The organism is Nocardiopsis sp. NPDC050513, from assembly GCF_044457925.1.
In the GTDB taxonomy this organism is placed as follows: Bacteria; Actinomycetota; Actinomycetes; order Streptosporangiales; family Streptosporangiaceae; genus Nocardiopsis.
This window is the reverse complement of record NZ_JBITHK010000019.1, coordinates 1-15,315: the sequence shown is the minus strand read 5'-3', so window position 1 is coordinate 15,315 and position 15,315 is coordinate 1. Positions and strand designations below refer to the sequence as shown.

At 70.0% G+C, this 15,315-nt stretch carries 15 protein-coding genes and 1 tRNA gene; 9 read left to right on the top strand and 7 right to left on the bottom strand.

Translation table 11 applies throughout. From position 1 onward, the window contains the following. Positions 1-26 precede the first annotated feature (26 nt). The 7 genes from ACIBFB_RS25245 to ACIBFB_RS25215 all read left to right on the top strand — a co-directional run bounded on the left by ACIBFB_RS25245 (position 27) and on the right by ACIBFB_RS25215 (position 8,664). Positions 27-542 (top strand): FHA domain-containing protein, encoded by a 516-nt coding sequence (locus ACIBFB_RS25245; protein WP_397234273.1) that lies wholly within the window; start codon positions 27-29, stop codon positions 540-542. Next, entirely contained in the window at positions 539-2,002 is a 1,464-nt protein-coding gene (locus tag ACIBFB_RS25240) for a Stp1/IreP family PP2C-type Ser/Thr phosphatase (RefSeq protein ID WP_397234271.1), read from the top strand. Before ACIBFB_RS25245 ends, ACIBFB_RS25240 begins: the two co-directional genes overlap by 4 nt. 3 nt (positions 2,003-2,005) lie before the next feature. Next, positions 2,006-3,412: an FtsW/RodA/SpoVE family cell cycle protein gene (locus tag ACIBFB_RS25235; RefSeq protein WP_397234269.1), complete on the top strand. Its 1,407-nt coding sequence runs from the start codon at positions 2,006-2,008 to the stop codon at positions 3,410-3,412. Further along, positions 3,409-4,878 carry a peptidoglycan D,D-transpeptidase FtsI family protein gene (locus tag ACIBFB_RS25230; RefSeq protein ID WP_397234267.1) on the top strand — a complete coding sequence of 490 codons (1,470 nt, stop codon included), beginning with the start codon at positions 3,409-3,411 and terminating at the stop codon, positions 4,876-4,878. Before ACIBFB_RS25235 ends, ACIBFB_RS25230 begins: the two co-directional genes overlap by 4 nt. Then, a complete protein-coding gene (locus ACIBFB_RS25225) occupies positions 4,875-6,335 on the top strand; it encodes a protein kinase (RefSeq protein ID WP_397234265.1) in 1,461 nt (486 codons plus the stop codon). The genes ACIBFB_RS25230 and ACIBFB_RS25225 overlap by 4 nt, the downstream gene beginning before the upstream one ends. A gap of 80 nt (positions 6,336-6,415) precedes the next feature. Further along, the gene (gene pknB, locus ACIBFB_RS25220) at positions 6,416-8,242 is read left to right on the top strand and encodes a Stk1 family PASTA domain-containing Ser/Thr kinase (protein WP_397234263.1); all 1,827 of its coding nucleotides are present in this window, start codon (positions 6,416-6,418) and stop codon (positions 8,240-8,242) included. Positions 8,243-8,409: 167 nt separating this feature from the next. Beyond that, the gene (locus tag ACIBFB_RS25215) at positions 8,410-8,664 is read left to right on the top strand and encodes a cell division protein CrgA (protein ID WP_397234261.1); all 255 of its coding nucleotides are present in this window, start codon (positions 8,410-8,412) and stop codon (positions 8,662-8,664) included. A gap of 185 nt (positions 8,665-8,849) precedes the next feature. On the opposite strand, the gene ACIBFB_RS25210 is transcribed toward ACIBFB_RS25215, so the two are convergent. Then, the gene (locus ACIBFB_RS25210; RefSeq protein WP_397234259.1) at positions 8,850-9,749 is read right to left on the bottom strand and encodes a rhomboid family intramembrane serine protease; all 900 of its coding nucleotides are present in this window, start codon (positions 9,747-9,749) and stop codon (positions 8,850-8,852) included. 42 nt (positions 9,750-9,791) lie between these two features. Next, entirely contained in the window at positions 9,792-10,316 is a 525-nt protein-coding gene (locus tag ACIBFB_RS25205) for a peptidylprolyl isomerase (RefSeq protein WP_397234257.1), read from the bottom strand. Between the two features lie 210 nt (positions 10,317-10,526). On the opposite strand from ACIBFB_RS25205, the gene ACIBFB_RS25200 reads away from it, so the two are divergent. After that, on the top strand, positions 10,527-11,069 hold the full coding sequence (locus tag ACIBFB_RS25200) for a hypothetical protein (RefSeq protein WP_397234255.1): 543 nt from the start codon (positions 10,527-10,529) through the stop codon (positions 11,067-11,069). A 43-nt stretch (positions 11,070-11,112) separates the two neighbouring features. Here ACIBFB_RS25200 and ACIBFB_RS25195 read toward each other — a convergent pair whose 3' ends face one another. From ACIBFB_RS25195 to ACIBFB_RS25175, 5 genes are all read right to left on the bottom strand, one after another. After that, positions 11,113-11,718 (bottom strand): DUF1707 and DUF4870 domain-containing protein, encoded by a 606-nt coding sequence (locus tag ACIBFB_RS25195; protein ID WP_397234364.1) that lies wholly within the window; start codon positions 11,716-11,718, stop codon positions 11,113-11,115. A gap of 157 nt (positions 11,719-11,875) precedes the next feature. Then, positions 11,876-12,190: a WhiB family transcriptional regulator gene (locus ACIBFB_RS25190; protein WP_397234253.1), complete on the bottom strand. Its 315-nt coding sequence runs from the start codon at positions 12,188-12,190 to the stop codon at positions 11,876-11,878. A gap of 806 nt (positions 12,191-12,996) precedes the next feature. Continuing rightward, positions 12,997-13,069, bottom strand: a tRNA-Ala gene (locus ACIBFB_RS25185). 150 nt (positions 13,070-13,219) lie between these two features. Further along, positions 13,220-13,342 (bottom strand): DLW-39 family protein, encoded by a 123-nt coding sequence (locus ACIBFB_RS25180; protein ID WP_262391221.1) that lies wholly within the window; start codon positions 13,340-13,342, stop codon positions 13,220-13,222. Between the two features lie 114 nt (positions 13,343-13,456). Next, positions 13,457-14,218 carry a helix-turn-helix domain-containing protein gene (locus ACIBFB_RS25175; protein ID WP_397234362.1) on the bottom strand — a complete coding sequence of 254 codons (762 nt, stop codon included), beginning with the start codon at positions 14,216-14,218 and terminating at the stop codon, positions 13,457-13,459. Between the two features lie 233 nt (positions 14,219-14,451). On the opposite strand from ACIBFB_RS25175, the gene ACIBFB_RS25170 reads away from it, so the two are divergent. After that, the gene (locus ACIBFB_RS25170; protein WP_397234250.1) at positions 14,452-14,760 is read left to right on the top strand and encodes a hypothetical protein; all 309 of its coding nucleotides are present in this window, start codon (positions 14,452-14,454) and stop codon (positions 14,758-14,760) included. Positions 14,761-15,315: the final 555 nt, after the last annotated feature.

The following is a 15,315-nucleotide window of genomic DNA, read 5'->3' as shown; positions in this document are numbered from 1 at the left end:
CACGACAGGGGCTGAAGAGCGGTTCGATGTCCAACTTGACCCTCATATTGATCAAGATCGCGTACCTGGCGGTGCTCTGGCTGTTCGTCCTCATGGCGGTCGGGGTCATCAGCACCGACCTCTTCGGCCCGTCGAAGAGGAAGGCCAGGAAGAAGCGCCCCCGACCCCAGCCGCGTCCCGCCTCGCACGGGGGTCAGCCGAAGCAGGCCGCCCCGGCCCGGCAGCAGCGTCCGCAGCGCCAGCGCCGCAACGAGCCCACGATCCTCGCCGTGACACAGGGCTCCCTCGCCGGAACCACCGTCGACCTGTCCGCCCAGCCCATCCTCATCGGCAGGGCGCCCGACTCGACACTGGTCATCACCGACGACTACGCCTCGGGCCGCCACGCCCGCGTCTACTCCGAGGGCGGCCGCTGGTTCGTTGAGGACCTCAACTCCACCAACGGCACCTATCTCGGCCAGCAGAAGCTGAACCGCCCCCAGCCCATCACGGTGGGTCAGCCCATCCGTATCGGCAAGACCGTCCTGGAACTGCGCAAATGACAATCGCTCTCCGATACGCGGCGTACTCCGACGTTGGATGCCTCCGCGAAGGCAACGAAGACTCCGGCTACGCCGGCCAGCACCTCCTCGCGGTGGCCGACGGCATGGGCGGCTACGCGGGCGGCGAGGTGGCCAGCTCGATCGCGATCTCCACGATCCGCCGCCTCGACGCCGAGTCCCCCGCCGCGGAGGAGATGGCCGAGTCCCTCCAGCGCGCGGTCGAGCAGGCGAACGCCTCCCTGTCCCGGCGGATCATGGCCGAGCCCCAGCTCGAGAACATGGGCACGACCCTGACCGCCATGCTGTGGTCGGGGGCCCGCGTGGCGCTCATCCACATCGGCGACTCGCGTGCCTACCTGCTGCGCGGTCCCCGGTTCGAGCAGATCACCCACGACCACACCCTGGTGCAGACCCTCGTCGACGAGGGCAAGATCACCGAGGAGGAGGTCGCCACCCACCCGCAGCGCTCGCTGATCCTGCGGGCGCTGGACGGCAAGAGCCCGGTCGACCCGGACATCTCCATCAGCGAGGCCAAGCCCGGCGACCGGTACCTCCTGTGCTCGGACGGGCTGTCCGGGGTGGTCACCAAGAAGACCATCCACGAGACGCTCGCGACCGAGGCCGACCCCGAGGTGGCCGCCAGGAAGCTCATCGACCTGGCCATCCGCGGCGGCGGTCCGGACAACATCACCGCGGTCATCGCCGACGTCATCCAGACCGAGACCGACCGCGAGGGCCCCACGGCCAGGCCGAAGGTGGTCGGCGCCGCCGACCAGCGCGCCGAGACCGACGAGCAGGCGGGCGACACCCCCGCCAGACGGGCGCAGGAGCTGCGCGGACCGGCCGGCGACACGGCCGAGATGACGCGGGTGGACGACGTCCCCGCACCCGCCCGGTCCGCGCCCTTCGACGAGACCTACGACGACTTCGACCGCCGCCCCCCGCGCGGACGCGGAACGGGGGAGCAGGAGACCGAGTACCGCCCCCGCCGGTGGTGGCCGGTGGTCCTCGTCTTCGTCGTCATCGTCGGGCTCGTGGCGGGCGCCGCCTACTACTTCGGCCGCCAGTACGTCGACAGCCAGTTCTACGTCGGCCCCTCCGCCTCCGGCGACACCGTGAGCATCTACCGGGGCATCGACACCGACATCGCCGGGTTCAACCTGTCGGAGGAGGTCGAGCCCTCGCAGATCCGCATGGACGACCTGAGCGAGGGCGACCGCTCGGCGGTGGAGAACACCATGCCGGTGGAGAGCCTGGAAGAGGCCCGGAACCGGATCGCGGCCCTGAACGAGAGCATCGCCGAGGCCGCGGCGAACACCGCCGACCAGGACGCGCGCGACAGCGGCCCGGACGCGGCCGACGCGGGCACGGAGAGCACCGGGGACCCCGAGGAGGCCACGACCGGGGACGCCCCCACCGACTCCGCCGTCCCGACCACCGAGACCCAGGAATCGGGGTGACCCTTGAGCACCGCCACCGCTGAGGCGCCCACCGCGCTCCCCCCGATCAAGCGGCGCAACGCCGAGCTGGTCCTCGTCGCGGTCGCCATCGCCATCACCATGGCCGGGATCGCCGTCGCCGGTCTGAACCTGAACGGACGCATCCCGTCCGCCATGTGGACGGTCGGGCTGACCTTCGGCGTCCTGGCCATCGCGGCCCACGTCGCCATGCGGTTCTTCGCGCCCTACGCGGACCCGCTGATCCTGCCCTGCACCCTGTTCCTCAACGGGATCGGGGTCGCGATGATCTGGCGGCTGGACGCCATCGGGGCCGAGGACATCGAGCGTGCCGGCGCGGGCTCGCAGCTCGTCTTCTCCGGGGTCGGGATCGTCTGCTGCTTCCTGATCATCATCTTCCTCAAGGACCCCAGGGTTCTCCAGCGCTACACCTACATCAGCGGCCTGTCCGCGCTCATCCTCCTCCTGTTGCCCGCCATCCCGGGTCTGGGCGTCTCGGTCTACGGCGCCCGGCTGTGGATCGGCATCGGGCCGTTCACGGTGCAGCCCTCCGAGTTCGCCAAGATCGCGCTGGTCATCTTCCTGGCCTCGTACCTGATGAACAAGCGGCAGGTCCTGGCGATCGTCGGCAAACCGGTCAAGATCGGCCGGTTCAAGATCATCGACCTGCCCCGCGGCCGCGACCTGGCCCCGATCCTCGTCGGCTGGGTGCTGGCCATCGGCGTCCTGGTGCTCCTGCGCGACCTGGGCACCTCCCTGCTGCTCTTCGGGACCTTCCTGGCCATGCTCTACGTGGCCACCCAGCGCTCCTCGTGGGTCACCATCGGCCTGGCCATGTTCATGGGCGGCGCCAGCCTCGCCTACCTCCTCTTCTGGCACGTCAAGGCCCGCGTGAACATCTGGATGAACGCGTTCGACGAGGCGGTCTACAACGAGGTCGGCGGTAGCCAGCAGCTCGTCCAGGGACTCGTCGGCATGGGCTACGGCGGACTCTTCGGCACCGGCATCGGCGGCGGAGAGGCGCACAACATCTTCGCGGCGGACAGCGACTTCATCCTCGCCTCGCTCGGCGAGGAGCTCGGGCTGACCGGCCTGCTCACCGTGCTGATGGTGCTGTTCCTGCTCGTGGAGCGCGGCATGCGCGTCGCCCTGGCGTCCACCATTCCGTTCAACAAGCTGTTGACCAGCGGCATCGCCTTCGTCCTCGCCTACCAGGTCTTCATCGTGCTCGGCGGGCTGACGCGGGTCATCCCGCTGACCGGTTCCACCACACCGTTCATGGCGTCCGGTGGATCGGCTCTCATGGCGAGCTGGATCATGATGGGCATCCTGCTGCGCATCAGCGACCTCGCGCGCCGCCCGGCACCGCAAGCGATTCAGGACGAGGGCGCGACCCAGGTGATCCGACGATGAACACACCGATCCGCCGGCTCAGCATCTTCACGATGGCGCTGTTCGCGGTCCTGATGCTGAACCTCACCTGGATCCAGGGGTTCCGCGCGGACGCGCTGATCGAGGACCCGCTCAACCGGCGCCAGTACAGCGAACACCTCAGCCGGCCGCGCGGGCCGATCGAGATCGCGGGCGAGAGCGTCGCCTTCTCGGAGAACGTCGCCGAGGAGGGGAGCACCCCGCTGTACCAGCGCCAGTACACGGGCGGCGAGATGTACACGCCGATCACCGGCGTCCTCAGCGTGTACAGCACCACCGGCGTCGAGAGCGCTCAGAACTCGCTCCTCGACGGCACTGACGACCGGCTCGCCGTGCGCAACTTCCGCGACATCATCACCGGCCGCGAGCCCGAGGGCGCTCGGGTCGAACTGACGCTCGACCCCGCGGTCCAGGAGGCCGGGTTCAACGGCTTCCGGGAAGGCGGCTTCCAGGGCGCCGCGGTGGCGCTCGACCCGAACACCGGGGCGATCCTCGGCGCCGTCTCGGCTCCGAGCTACGACGCCAACGACGTCGCCAGCGTCACCGACCGGGACACCGCGGTCAACAACTTCGTGGAGCTGGAGAACGACCCGGACCAGCCCCTGCTCAACCGGGCGTTCAACGAGCTGTACCCGCCGGGCTCCACGTTCAAGGTGGTGACCGCCGCCGCCGCGATCGAGACGCAGGGCGCCACGCCCGAGTCCACCATCGACGCCCCGGACACGCTCCAGTTCGCGAACGGCCCCGTGCTGCCCAACGCCACGCCCGGCGGCACGTGCAACGGCGGCGAACCGGACAGCCTGGCGCACTCGATCCAGATCTCCTGCAACACGTCCATGGCCAACTGGGCGATCCAGATGGGCGGACAGGCGCTGTCGGACCAGGCCAGCGCGTTCGGGTTCAACCCGTCCGAGAGCGAGCGGCTCCAGGTTCCGCTGGGCGTCGAGCCGAGCCTGGCCCCGGTGGAGACCGACGACAGCATCCTCGGCCGCGCGGGCATCGGCCAGTCCAACGTCCAGGCCACACCGCTCCAGATGGCGATGGTCGCCGCGGGTGTGGCCAACGGCGGCGAGATCATGCGGCCCTACGTCGTCGGCTCGGTGCTGGACTCGGACATGTCCGTGGTCACCGAGACCCAGCCGGAGACGTTCTCGCAGGCGGTCAGCGCGAGCACCGCCGAGGACCTCACGGACATGATGGTCCTGGTCACCACGGCCCCGGAGGGCTCCGGCACCAACGGCGCGATCCCCGGCATGGAGGTCGCGGGCAAGACCGGCACCGCCGAGACCGGCGGCGACCAGGCGACGCACAACTGGTTCATCGGCTTCGCGCCGGCGGACGACCCCGAGATCGCGGTCGCGGTCGTCATCGAGCACGGCGGCGGCAGCGGCGGCACCCTCGCGGCGCCGATCGCGCGCGCCATGATGGAGGCAGTGGTACTGGAGTGAGCGCATACGAGCCCTCGAATGGTCCCGGCGGACTCACCGGGACCGTTCTGAGCTCCCGTTACCGGCTGGAGGAGCAGGTGGGCTCCGGCGGCATGGGCGCCGTCTGGAAGGCGACGGACACGCTGCTGAACCGGCCGGTGGCCGTGAAGCTCCTGCACCCGTCGCAGATGGCGGAACCGACGGCCCGCCAGCGGTTCCGCACCGAGGGGCGGATCGCCGCGGGCCTGTCCCACCCGGGCATCGCCCAGGTCTACGACTACGGCGAGGAGGACGGCCGCGCGTTCCTCATCATGGAGCTCGTGGTCGGGGTACCGCTCTCCCAGGTGTTGCGGGAGCAGGGGCGCCTGAGCGCGGACCGGACCCTCGACTTCGTGTGCCAGTCCGCCCAGGCCCTGGCCGCCGCGCACGCGCGCGGCGTGGTGCACCGCGACATCAAACCGGGCAACCTGCTGGTCACCGGTGAGGGCCAGATCAAGCTCACCGACTTCGGCATCGCCCGCGGCGACATGTCGGTGACGCTCACCCAGACCGGCATGGTCATGGGCACCGCACAGTACATCTCTCCCGAACAGGCGTCCGGCCGCCCCGCGAGCGCGGCGTCGGACCTGTACGCGCTCGGGGTGGTGGCCTACGAGTGCCTGGCCGGCCAGCCTCCCTTCACCGGCGACAACCCGGTCGCGCTCGCCCTGGCCCACACCCGCGACGAGCCGCCGGAGCTGCCCGACGACATCCCGGCCGACATCGACGACCTCGTCTCGGTGCTCCTGCTGAAGGACCCGGAGGAACGCCCGGCCTCCGCGAGCGAGGTGGCGCACATGGCCGCCGTCATCCGCTCGAACGCCGGGACCGGTCCGCCCACCCCCTCCGCCGGGTTCGGCTCCGTCGCCCGGACCGCCGTGGTCAGCATGGTGCCGGACACCGGAAGCGGCCCCGTCCGCCGACGAACCGCCGACCAGCTGACCGTAAGCCCTGGTGAACAAGGGGATTCGGCTAGGCTGTCGGAAGCGTCCCGGCGGCGGATCAGGCTCCCGGTCGTCCTCGCCGTGCTCGTGGCGACGATCCTCGTCGCGGCCGCCGTGGTGGCCGGTTTCCTGTACGGCGGTCCGCCCGAGGCCGACCGCGTACGCGAGACCGTCGAACCTCCGGCCACGTCGGAGTCGCCCGCCTCCGTCCCCTCGGAGGGGGCGGTCGAGGGCGACGGGACGGAGGAGCGGCCCGTGGAGGACGGGACCGGCAACGGATGGACCACCCAGCCGGAGGACACCACGCAGGAGGAGGACCCGGCACCGGAGGACGGAGAACAGACCGACGGGGCGACCGGCGAACCGACCGCCCCCGAGGGCGACGGCGAGACACCCCCCGCCGAGGACGAGGACCCCGTCGACGACGGGACCACGACACCGGAAGACCCCGTGGGCGGGGACCCCGAGACCCCGCCAGACGGCACTGACACATGATGAGGAAATGAGCGAACGACGCTCAGGGTAGGCGGCGGCCCGCGGGCGGCCACCGGAAGACACGAGGATTAGTACACGACATGTCCCAGCCCCGGCTCCTTGGTGGACGCTACGAACTCGACACCGTCGTCGGGCGCGGCGGCATGGCCGAGGTCCACCGCGCACGCGACCTCCGGCTCGACCGGCTCGTCGCGATCAAGACCCTCCGACACGACCTCGCCCGCGACCACGTGTTCCAGGCCAGGTTCCGCCGTGAGGCACAGTCCGCGGCCTCGCTCAACCACCCGGCGATCATCGCCGTCTACGACACCGGCGAGGACGTCGTCGACGGCGTCTCCATCCCGTACATCGTCATGGAGTACGTCGACGGACGCACCCTCAAGGAGCTGCTCGACGACGACCGGCGTCTGCTGCCGGAGCGCTCGGCGGAACTCGTCGACGGCATCCTCAACGCGCTGGAGTACAGCCACGACAACGGGATCGTCCACCGCGACATCAAGCCCGCCAACGTGATGCTCACGCGCAACGCCGAGGTCAAGGTGATGGACTTCGGCATCGCCCGTTCGATGGGCGACGACCAGGCCACCATGACCCAGGCGTCCCAGGTCATCGGCACGGCGCAGTACCTCTCCCCGGAGCAGGCGCGTGGCGAGCGGGTGGACCCGCGCAGCGACATCTACTCCACCGGGTGCGTGCTCTACGAACTCCTCACCGGCCGGCCTCCGTTCACCGGGGACTCCCCCGTGTCGATCGCCTACCAGCACGTGCGCGAGGAACCCGTCCCCCCGACCGAGATCGACCCGCAGGTCCCCGAGTGGTTGGAGGACGTCACCCTCCGGGCCATGACCAAGGACCGCGAGGAGCGCTACCAGAACGCCGCGGAGATGCGGGCGGACATCCAGCGCGGCCTCGCGGGCATGCCCACGCAGGCGGGCACCATGGCGATGGCCGCCGCGGGCGCCACCACCGCCCTGCCGCCCGCGAACGGCGGCGGGTACGACGGCTACGGGGACCGCTACGACGACCGGTACGACGACGACTACGACGACCGGTACGAGGAGGAGCGCAAGGGCGGCGCCGGCAAGGCCGCGCTCTGGGCCCTGCTCGCCGTCGGCGTGATCGGCTCCCTGGTGCTGGCCTTCTGGCTGCTCACCCGGGACAACGTGCCGACGGTCGAGTCGGTCGCCGTCCCGGACGTGGTCGGGGAGACGGAGGACAGCGCGCGGTCGACGCTGACCGACGCGGGCTTCGAGGACGTCACCACGGAGGAACAGGCCGACGAGGCCGAGCCGGGCACGGTTCTGGAGACCGATCCGGGGGCCGGGACCGAACACCCGGTGGACGAGGAGGTCGTCCTGGTCGTGTCCGCCGGCCCCGAGGCCGTGGAGATCCCGGACGTGCAGGGGCAGCCCGAGGCGCAGGCCATGAGCACCCTGTCCGGCGAGGGCTTCGACAACGTCCGGACCGAGCAACGGGCCAGCGACGAGGTCGCCGAGGGCAGCGCCGTCGGGACCGACCCGGCCGCGGGCCAGGAGGCGGCTCCGGACAGCGAGATCACCCTGTACATCTCCTCCGGGCCCGATCAGGTGGAGGTGCCGGACCTGATCGGCATGAACCGGGTCGGCGCCGAGGCCGCGCTCCAGGAGCGCGGACTGGTCGGGGAGTTCGTCGAGCAGGAGACCGCCGACTCCCCGGCGGGCGAGGTGATCTCCCAGTCGCCCCAGGCGAACCAGCCGATCGCGCCCGGCAGCACGGTGACGGTGACCATCGCCGCGGCACCGCAGACCGAGCAGCCTCCGCCGGGCGACGACACGGGCGATCCGACCGATCCGACCGTGCCGACCGTCCCCGACGAGCCGGAGCAGCCCGGTGACGACGACGGGGGCTTCCCCTTCCGCAGGCCCTGAGGGGACCGCGGACGAGGAACGGGGGCCGCGCTCTTCGGGGCGCGGCCCCCGCCGTGTGCCGGAAGGACACGCCGCTCGGATCGTGTCCGCGCGGCGGTGACGGAGGCCCGCACCGGGGCGTAGACTGTGGATCGTTTCGAACCGCCCACCTCTCTGGAGCAGCGCCCGTGCCCAAGTCCCGCAGCGACCGCAAGAAGAAGGCCGTCTACACGCCGCCTCCTTCGAAGGAGAAGCCCAAGGTCACACCGCGCTGGCTGGTCCCGACCATGCTGGGCTTCTTCATCGCGGGCATCCTCTGGATCGGCGTCTACTACATCGCTGGCCAGTACGTTCCGTACATGCGGGACCTGAACAACTGGAACCTGGCGATCGGCTTCAGCGGCATCATCGTGGCCGTCATCCTGTCCACGCGCTGGCACTGACGGACCTACCACCCCGGTTTTCCACAGGGTTATCCACAGGCTGTGGGTAGCCTGATCCGCTGTGTCCGCGTCCCTGGCGGTTGGGACCCGGCTCACGCACGACCACGGGCCTCGGACACGCGTCCGAGGCCCCGCACGCTGGTGCGGGGGCGGAGAGCCCCGTGCCGCGCGACGGCGGGCTCCGCTCAGGCCAGTCCCAGGACACCCGGGAGGACGAGCAGCGCCGCCGCGAGCAGCGCGGCGAAGGCCGCCGCAGCCACCGCGTGCACGACCGTGCGGCGGGTCGGCCCCGCGTTCCGGCTCGGCAGGTAGGCGAAGACCGCGCCCAGCGCCAGACCCGCCACCAGGCCGCCGATGTGGGCGGTCCACGAGATGTTCGGCACGGTGAAGGTCAGCACGAGGTTGACCGCCAGGAGCGCCGCGACCATCCGCAGGTCCAGACCGAGCCGTCGGCCGATCACGAACACCGCGCCGAAGAGGGCGAAGATCGCCCCGGACGCCCCGACGGCGAACCCGTACGGCTCGACCAGAGCGGTGAGCACCGACCCGGCGACGGCGCCGAGCACCCACAGCGCCAGGAACCGGCCGTGGCCCAGCCAGCGCTCCAACTGGGTGCCGAGCAGGAACATCGCGTACCCGTTGAACAGCAGGTGGAAGATCCCGCCGTGCAGGAACGCGGCGCTGACCAGCCGGTACCACTCCCCGGAGAGGACGCCGAACGCCTCCCCGTTCTGGGTCACCCCGAAGCCCCGCATCCCGAACTCCCAGACGAGGGGCGAGCCCCCGACCGAGAGGGGGGACGCGGCCGTCACCGTCTGGGCGAGGTAGCCCGCCGCGATCAGGCCCAGGATGGTCCAGGTGACGTACGGCTTGCTCACCGCCCGTCCGCCGAACACGGTCCGTGCCGGACGGGTGGTCCGCCTGCCCTCGGCCACGCAGTTCGGACACTGGTAGCCCACGGAGGCCTCGACCATGCAGTCCGGGCAGATGGGCCGTTCGCACCGGGTGCAGCTGACGCCGGTCTCGCGGTTGGTGTGCCGGTAACAGGTGCGCGGTGCGCCGGGGGGCGGTGGCGACGCGGTCATGGGCGGGTTCTCACTCCTCGGTGTCCGGGCGCGTCGGCTCCGTTAGCGGGTGATCTCGACGCTTTCGACGACGACGTCCGTCAGCGGACGGTCGTTGGGGTCGGTCTTGACGGTGGAGATGCTCTTGACGACGTCGGAGCCCTCCACGACCTCACCGAAGATGGTGTGGCGGCCGTTGAGCCAGTCCGGCTCGTTGACGGTGACGAAGAACTGCGAGCCGTTCGTCCCCGGGCCGGCGTTGGCCATGGCCAGCAGGAACGGCCGGTCGAAACGGAGCTTGGGGTGGATCTCGTCGCCGAACTTGTAGCCGGGGCCGCCGCGTCCGGTGCCGAGCGGGCAGCCGCCCTGGATCATGAAGCCGTCGATGACCCGGTGGAAGATCGTTCCCGCGTACAGGCTGTCGTTGGACATCTTCCCCGTGGCGGGGTCCATCCACTGCTTCGACCCCTCGGCCAGACCGATGAAGTTGGCGACCGTCTCGGGGGCCTCCTTCTCGAACAGCCGAATGACGATGGTTCCCTCGGAGGTGGTCAGCCGCGCGGTGGGCTGGCCCTTGGAGTCCGACACCTACGTGCCTTTCGGTCGAGTGCGCTTACGTGCTCACGTTACCCGTCCGACCTCCGCACTTCGCCGGAACCCCGACGACCTGTGGACAACCCGTCCGGTGTCGGAACGCCAAACGCCGAAGGAGAGGACGTAAGTTGAGATAACACCCGGATAACACGGCGTCCAGCCGCCGCTGGGTGGGGACCGAGAACGACCGAAGGAGCTGACGACGTGCCCATCACTTCGAAGCGTCGCAAGGCACGCAGGGAGGCCGAGGCGACCCTCGTCCGCCTCCAGGATCTGGCCCGAACCCAGGCGGACCGGTTCGGCCCGTACGCCGACCAGGCGCGGGACCAGGCCGCCCAGAGGCTTCTCCAGGCGCGCGGTTGGACCGCTCCCAGGTTGGAGACGGCCGCACAGCGCGTCGAGGACACCGTGGCGCCCCGGGTGGCCGGGATGCTCACGGCGGCCGCCCACCGCGTCGACCCGAATCCGCGTTCGCGCCTGAGGAGGCGTCTGTGCGGGGGAGCCCGCGTGCCGCGCGCGGTGCTCATCGGCGGCGCCGCCGTGCTCGGGGGAGTGGTCGTCTACTCGCTGATCCGACTCCGCCAGGCGTCCCAGGACGCGGAGTGGCAGGAGCACCTCGACCAGGCCCGGGAGCAGGTGCGCGAGACCCGCGAGAACCTGGAGGAGAAGGCCACGGCGGTCAAGGAGAAGGTCAAGGCCGCCGCGGGGCACGACCGGGCCGAGAAGAACGGCCACCCGGGCCAGTGATCCGCCGAGGGCGCGGTGGCCCCGCGCCCTCCGTTCCGCCGGCTCAGTCGTCCTTGAGGACACGGAAGAACATCGGGTACCGCCAGTTCTTCCCCATGAGCGCGGCCACCGAGGCGACGGCCGGGAGGCACAGCACGCCCACGACCGCGTACAGGGTGACGAGCAGCGGAAGGACCAGGAAGAAGAGCAGGAGACCGCCCACACCCGCGATGAGGCAGAAGAGCTGGAAGTTCAGTGACTCCATGGCCTGGCGGCGGATGTACGGCGAGTACCGGTCGCTCACGAGCAAGAGCAGCAGCGGCGCCACGATCGGGAAGAAGTAGTTGCCCGCGTGGGCGCACGCGGCGACCACCCGTTCCACCGGCGTGCTGGGCAGGGGGGTCTTGGGGTCCGCGGCGGCCTCGGGGGTTTCGGGCCCGCCCGGAACACTCCCCGGCACGACCCCGAGGTCCCGGGTGAGCGGTTGGAGTTCGGCGTGGACCTTGGCCCGCATCGCGCGGTCGAGGCGCTCCTCGAACTCCTGCTCGTCGAGCTGGCCCACGCTGTAGGCCTCGCGGAGGATCTCGGCGACCGCGTCCCGGTCGGCGTGCGTGAGGCGGAGCTGCGGCTGCTCCTGGGGGCGCCGCATCGGGTACCGACGGTCCTGCACTGCCACTCCCACTCCCAACGCCGAAGGGGGCACGGCCGTCCTCGCACCGTGGCCGTGCTCCCTCCATCATGCGCCATCCCGGTGCGGTCGGGCATCGGGGCACTCCCTGATCCTCCCCTGATCCCCCCTCGGGGGCGCCCCGCCCGCGGAGCCCGCCCTAGGGATGCGCCGCGACCGGCGCGGCACCCCGGGACCGCGCCTCCTCGTACCGCCGCTCGGCGGAGGTCAGCAACTCGTACCAGTCGGTGACGTCCTTGCGCCGTCGCAGAAGGGCACGGCGCTCGCGTTCGGTCATGCCTCCCCAGACACCGAACTCGATGCGGCTGTCCAGCGCCTCGGCCAGGCACATCGTGCGCACGGGGCAGCCCCGGCAGATGAGTTTGGCGCGGTTCTGCGCGGCACCCTGCACGAAGAGGGCGTCGGGGTCGATCTCCCGACATTTGGCACGGGCCGCCATCTTCTCATTCCACATGTTGCCCCACTCCCAAGATCAGCATGTGTGGTGATCGGAAATCCCACCGGCTGACGCGACCGCCGATGGGGGAGGAGGAACGGCCGATCCGAGGACTGCCAGACGGGGGGCCGCGGCTCGTCTTCGGGGGTTGATCGTTTCGGCGCGCTGTGTTCCTCGTTGTCGCTGGTGTCGAAACTACGGATCGTCCCTGTTCACCAACAGTCCCCAAGTGGCCTATTTCTCATATGGCCCACTAGGACCATTGCACTTCGGGGAAGTGTCATCATACACACACGGAGAGTGATTGCATGTGGTAGAGGTGAAGGCATTCCATGGATACCGGGATGACCTGCGGGTTCCCCGCATGGCCGTGGTGACCGGCCGGGCGGGGCGAAGCGGGCACCCCACCCGATCGGACTAGAACCGTGCACACACCGCGACGGCCTCCCGGGCGGGTGCCCGGACGGTCGGAGGAGGGGGTCGGTCCGGGGGGTCGTCCCCCCCGGGGGAAATGACGGAGCGGACCGGCGAGGCGGACGAAGCCCCCGAGGCGGACGCGAAGGCCGTGCGAGCCCTGCTCGGGCCCACGACGGCGACGATGACCCCCCGACACCGACGGGCGCCTGTTCCCGGACCGCCTGGACGAGGTCGCCCGGACGACGGGGGACAGACGGGCCGCCGCCCTTCGGAAGGCGGACACCACGAAGGCAGCGCACACGACCGGGCCGCGTGAGGAGCGGGGAATGTGCGCCCTACGCGCAACGGCCACCCGGGGCGCATGCCTGGGTGGCCGTCTTCACGTCTGTGGCGTGGTGAGAGATGAGTGGAGCCAAGGGGAGTCGAACCCCTGACCTCCGGTATGCAAAACCGGCGCTCTGCCAGCTGAGCTATGGCCCCTGAACCCAAGGAGAGCATACCTTCATCAGAAGGCGGTCCCGGTCGCAGGGACCGCGAAGCCGTGGGTCGCACCACGGGAACGACCGGCCCGCCCACGTCTTCGTGTCACTGACGGACGAGCGCGGGACACCCCGCTCGTCCGCCGTGCGATCAGCTGTCGCTGGCCGCCGTGGCCTCGGTCCACAGGTCGAGCTCGGCGCGGTCCGCCTGGATCTTGCGGTAGACGGCGAAAGCCCCGAGGGCCACCAGCGCCAGAATGATGATCTTCTTCACTGTCTGGACCCTTTCAACGAGTTCCAACACACGAGCGCCCGCCGACTGCGGGAGCTCCACAGAGAACTTTATGATGTTGTCACCAAGAGACTAGCAAGGGATCCGACCCTTGGCTCAGGTGAGCAGTGCCATGCGGCGAAGGATCCCGACGGTGGCCTCGGGGGACGCCGAGATGCGGGTCAGTTCGCACCACACGCGTTCACACGAGTCAACCGCCTCCTCAGCCTCCACGATCGCCCCACCCTGGGTCGCCTCCACGTAGGCCAGTGCCGCCTCGCCCTCGTCGAACTCAAGGACGGAGAACGGTCCCGCCACGCCGGGATGGGGACCGGCCGAGGTGGGGAGGAGTTGGATCGTCACCCGCTCCGAGACCGCGAGTTCGAGCATACGGGTGGTCTGGGCCCTGAGCAGCGGCAGATCCGAGGAGATCCGTTGGAGGGCGTCCTCCTCGACGACGGCGTGGTAGCGGACCAGCCCTCCCACCTCGAGCACCTCCTGGCGCTTGAGATGGGCGGCGACCATGCGCTCCGCGCCCTCCTCTCCGTGGCCCAGGGCCCGGGCGACGAGCGCGGTGTAGTCGGGGACCTGGAGGAGGTCGGGCACAAGGATGCCCGAATAGGCGCGCACGGCGACCGCTCCCGCCTCATTGCCCACATAGGCCGACGAGATCACGTCCTCGTACTCGGTCCACCAGGGCCTCAACCGCGACTCCCGCACCAGGGTGAGGATGGCCTCGCGTTGCCCTCCGGTGACCCCGTACAGGTGCAGGAGGGCCGAGATCTCCATCACCGAGGGCCACTTGCGGATGCCCGTCTCGATGTGGCCGAGCTTGGCCGGTGACCACTCGAGCTCCTCCGCCACGTCGCTGAGGGTCATTCCGGCCGCCACGCGGCGACGGCGGAGTTCGGCGGAGAGTCGACGACGGCGAACCGTGGGGCTGCTCATAACACGGCTCCAATGACGCAGAGTGAAGGTGTGTACCCCAGCGAAACATGGCATCTAGCATCTAGCAATGCGTTTCTAGAAATAGGACCTCACACGCGCCTCATATGTCGCAGGAGAAAACCGCGTACGATGGACACGCGTTCCCGCACACGTAGAGGACATCCATGAACCACCCCATCGACGACGCCGAGCAGCTGATCGCGAACGCTGAGGCACAGATGCCGCCGAGCACGCGCTCCCGCCTGATCGCGAAACTCCGCATGGGGAAGCACCTCGACGACGCCGCGTCCGAGTTGGAGATCACCCCCAGGGCGATCTTCGCGACCGCGCGCATCCTCCAGTCCTTCGGCGACCAGCTGGACGCGACGCTCACGGAGCAGCGCGATCCCAGCCTCCCGCACGGCACCGTCACGGGCTACAACAAGCGCTGCCGCTGCCCCGAGTGCCGTAGCGCGCTCCAGCAGCACGTGTAGTGTCCACGTCCGGCCAGCGCCACGACCTGCGCTAACGCCCCGTTAACCCAGACTTCTCAAACGAATAGGCCGCTCGCAGGCTTATCGGCACGCAGTTTGGGGACATCGCTCAACATGAACGAGCACGTGGACTGGTCGGCGATGAGCGAAGAGGACTTCGTGGCGCTGCTGCGGCAGCTGATCGACTCCCCCGAGGCCGACGAGGACCAGTAACCCCCAGGAGGAACTCCCTGGGGCGCCCCCCGGGGTGGTCGGCGGTGCGCCGGCACGTCCGTCCCGCGGTCGCGGTCGACCACGCGACGATCGGGATTCCCCTGTGCCCCGGAGAGCCGCTCGGTCGCGGCGCACTTCGGTCTGCATCGGCTGTGCGTGGAACACTCGTGACATCCGGACCGGATTCACGAGCTCACAAGCGTGCCCGTACAACAAAAAAGAAGGGGCCGCCCCATGGGCGACCCCTCCTCCAAGAAAAACCGTGGCAGCGACCTACTCTCCCACCCCACCACAGGGCAGTACCATCAGCGCAAAAGGACTTAACGACCGGGTTCGGAATGT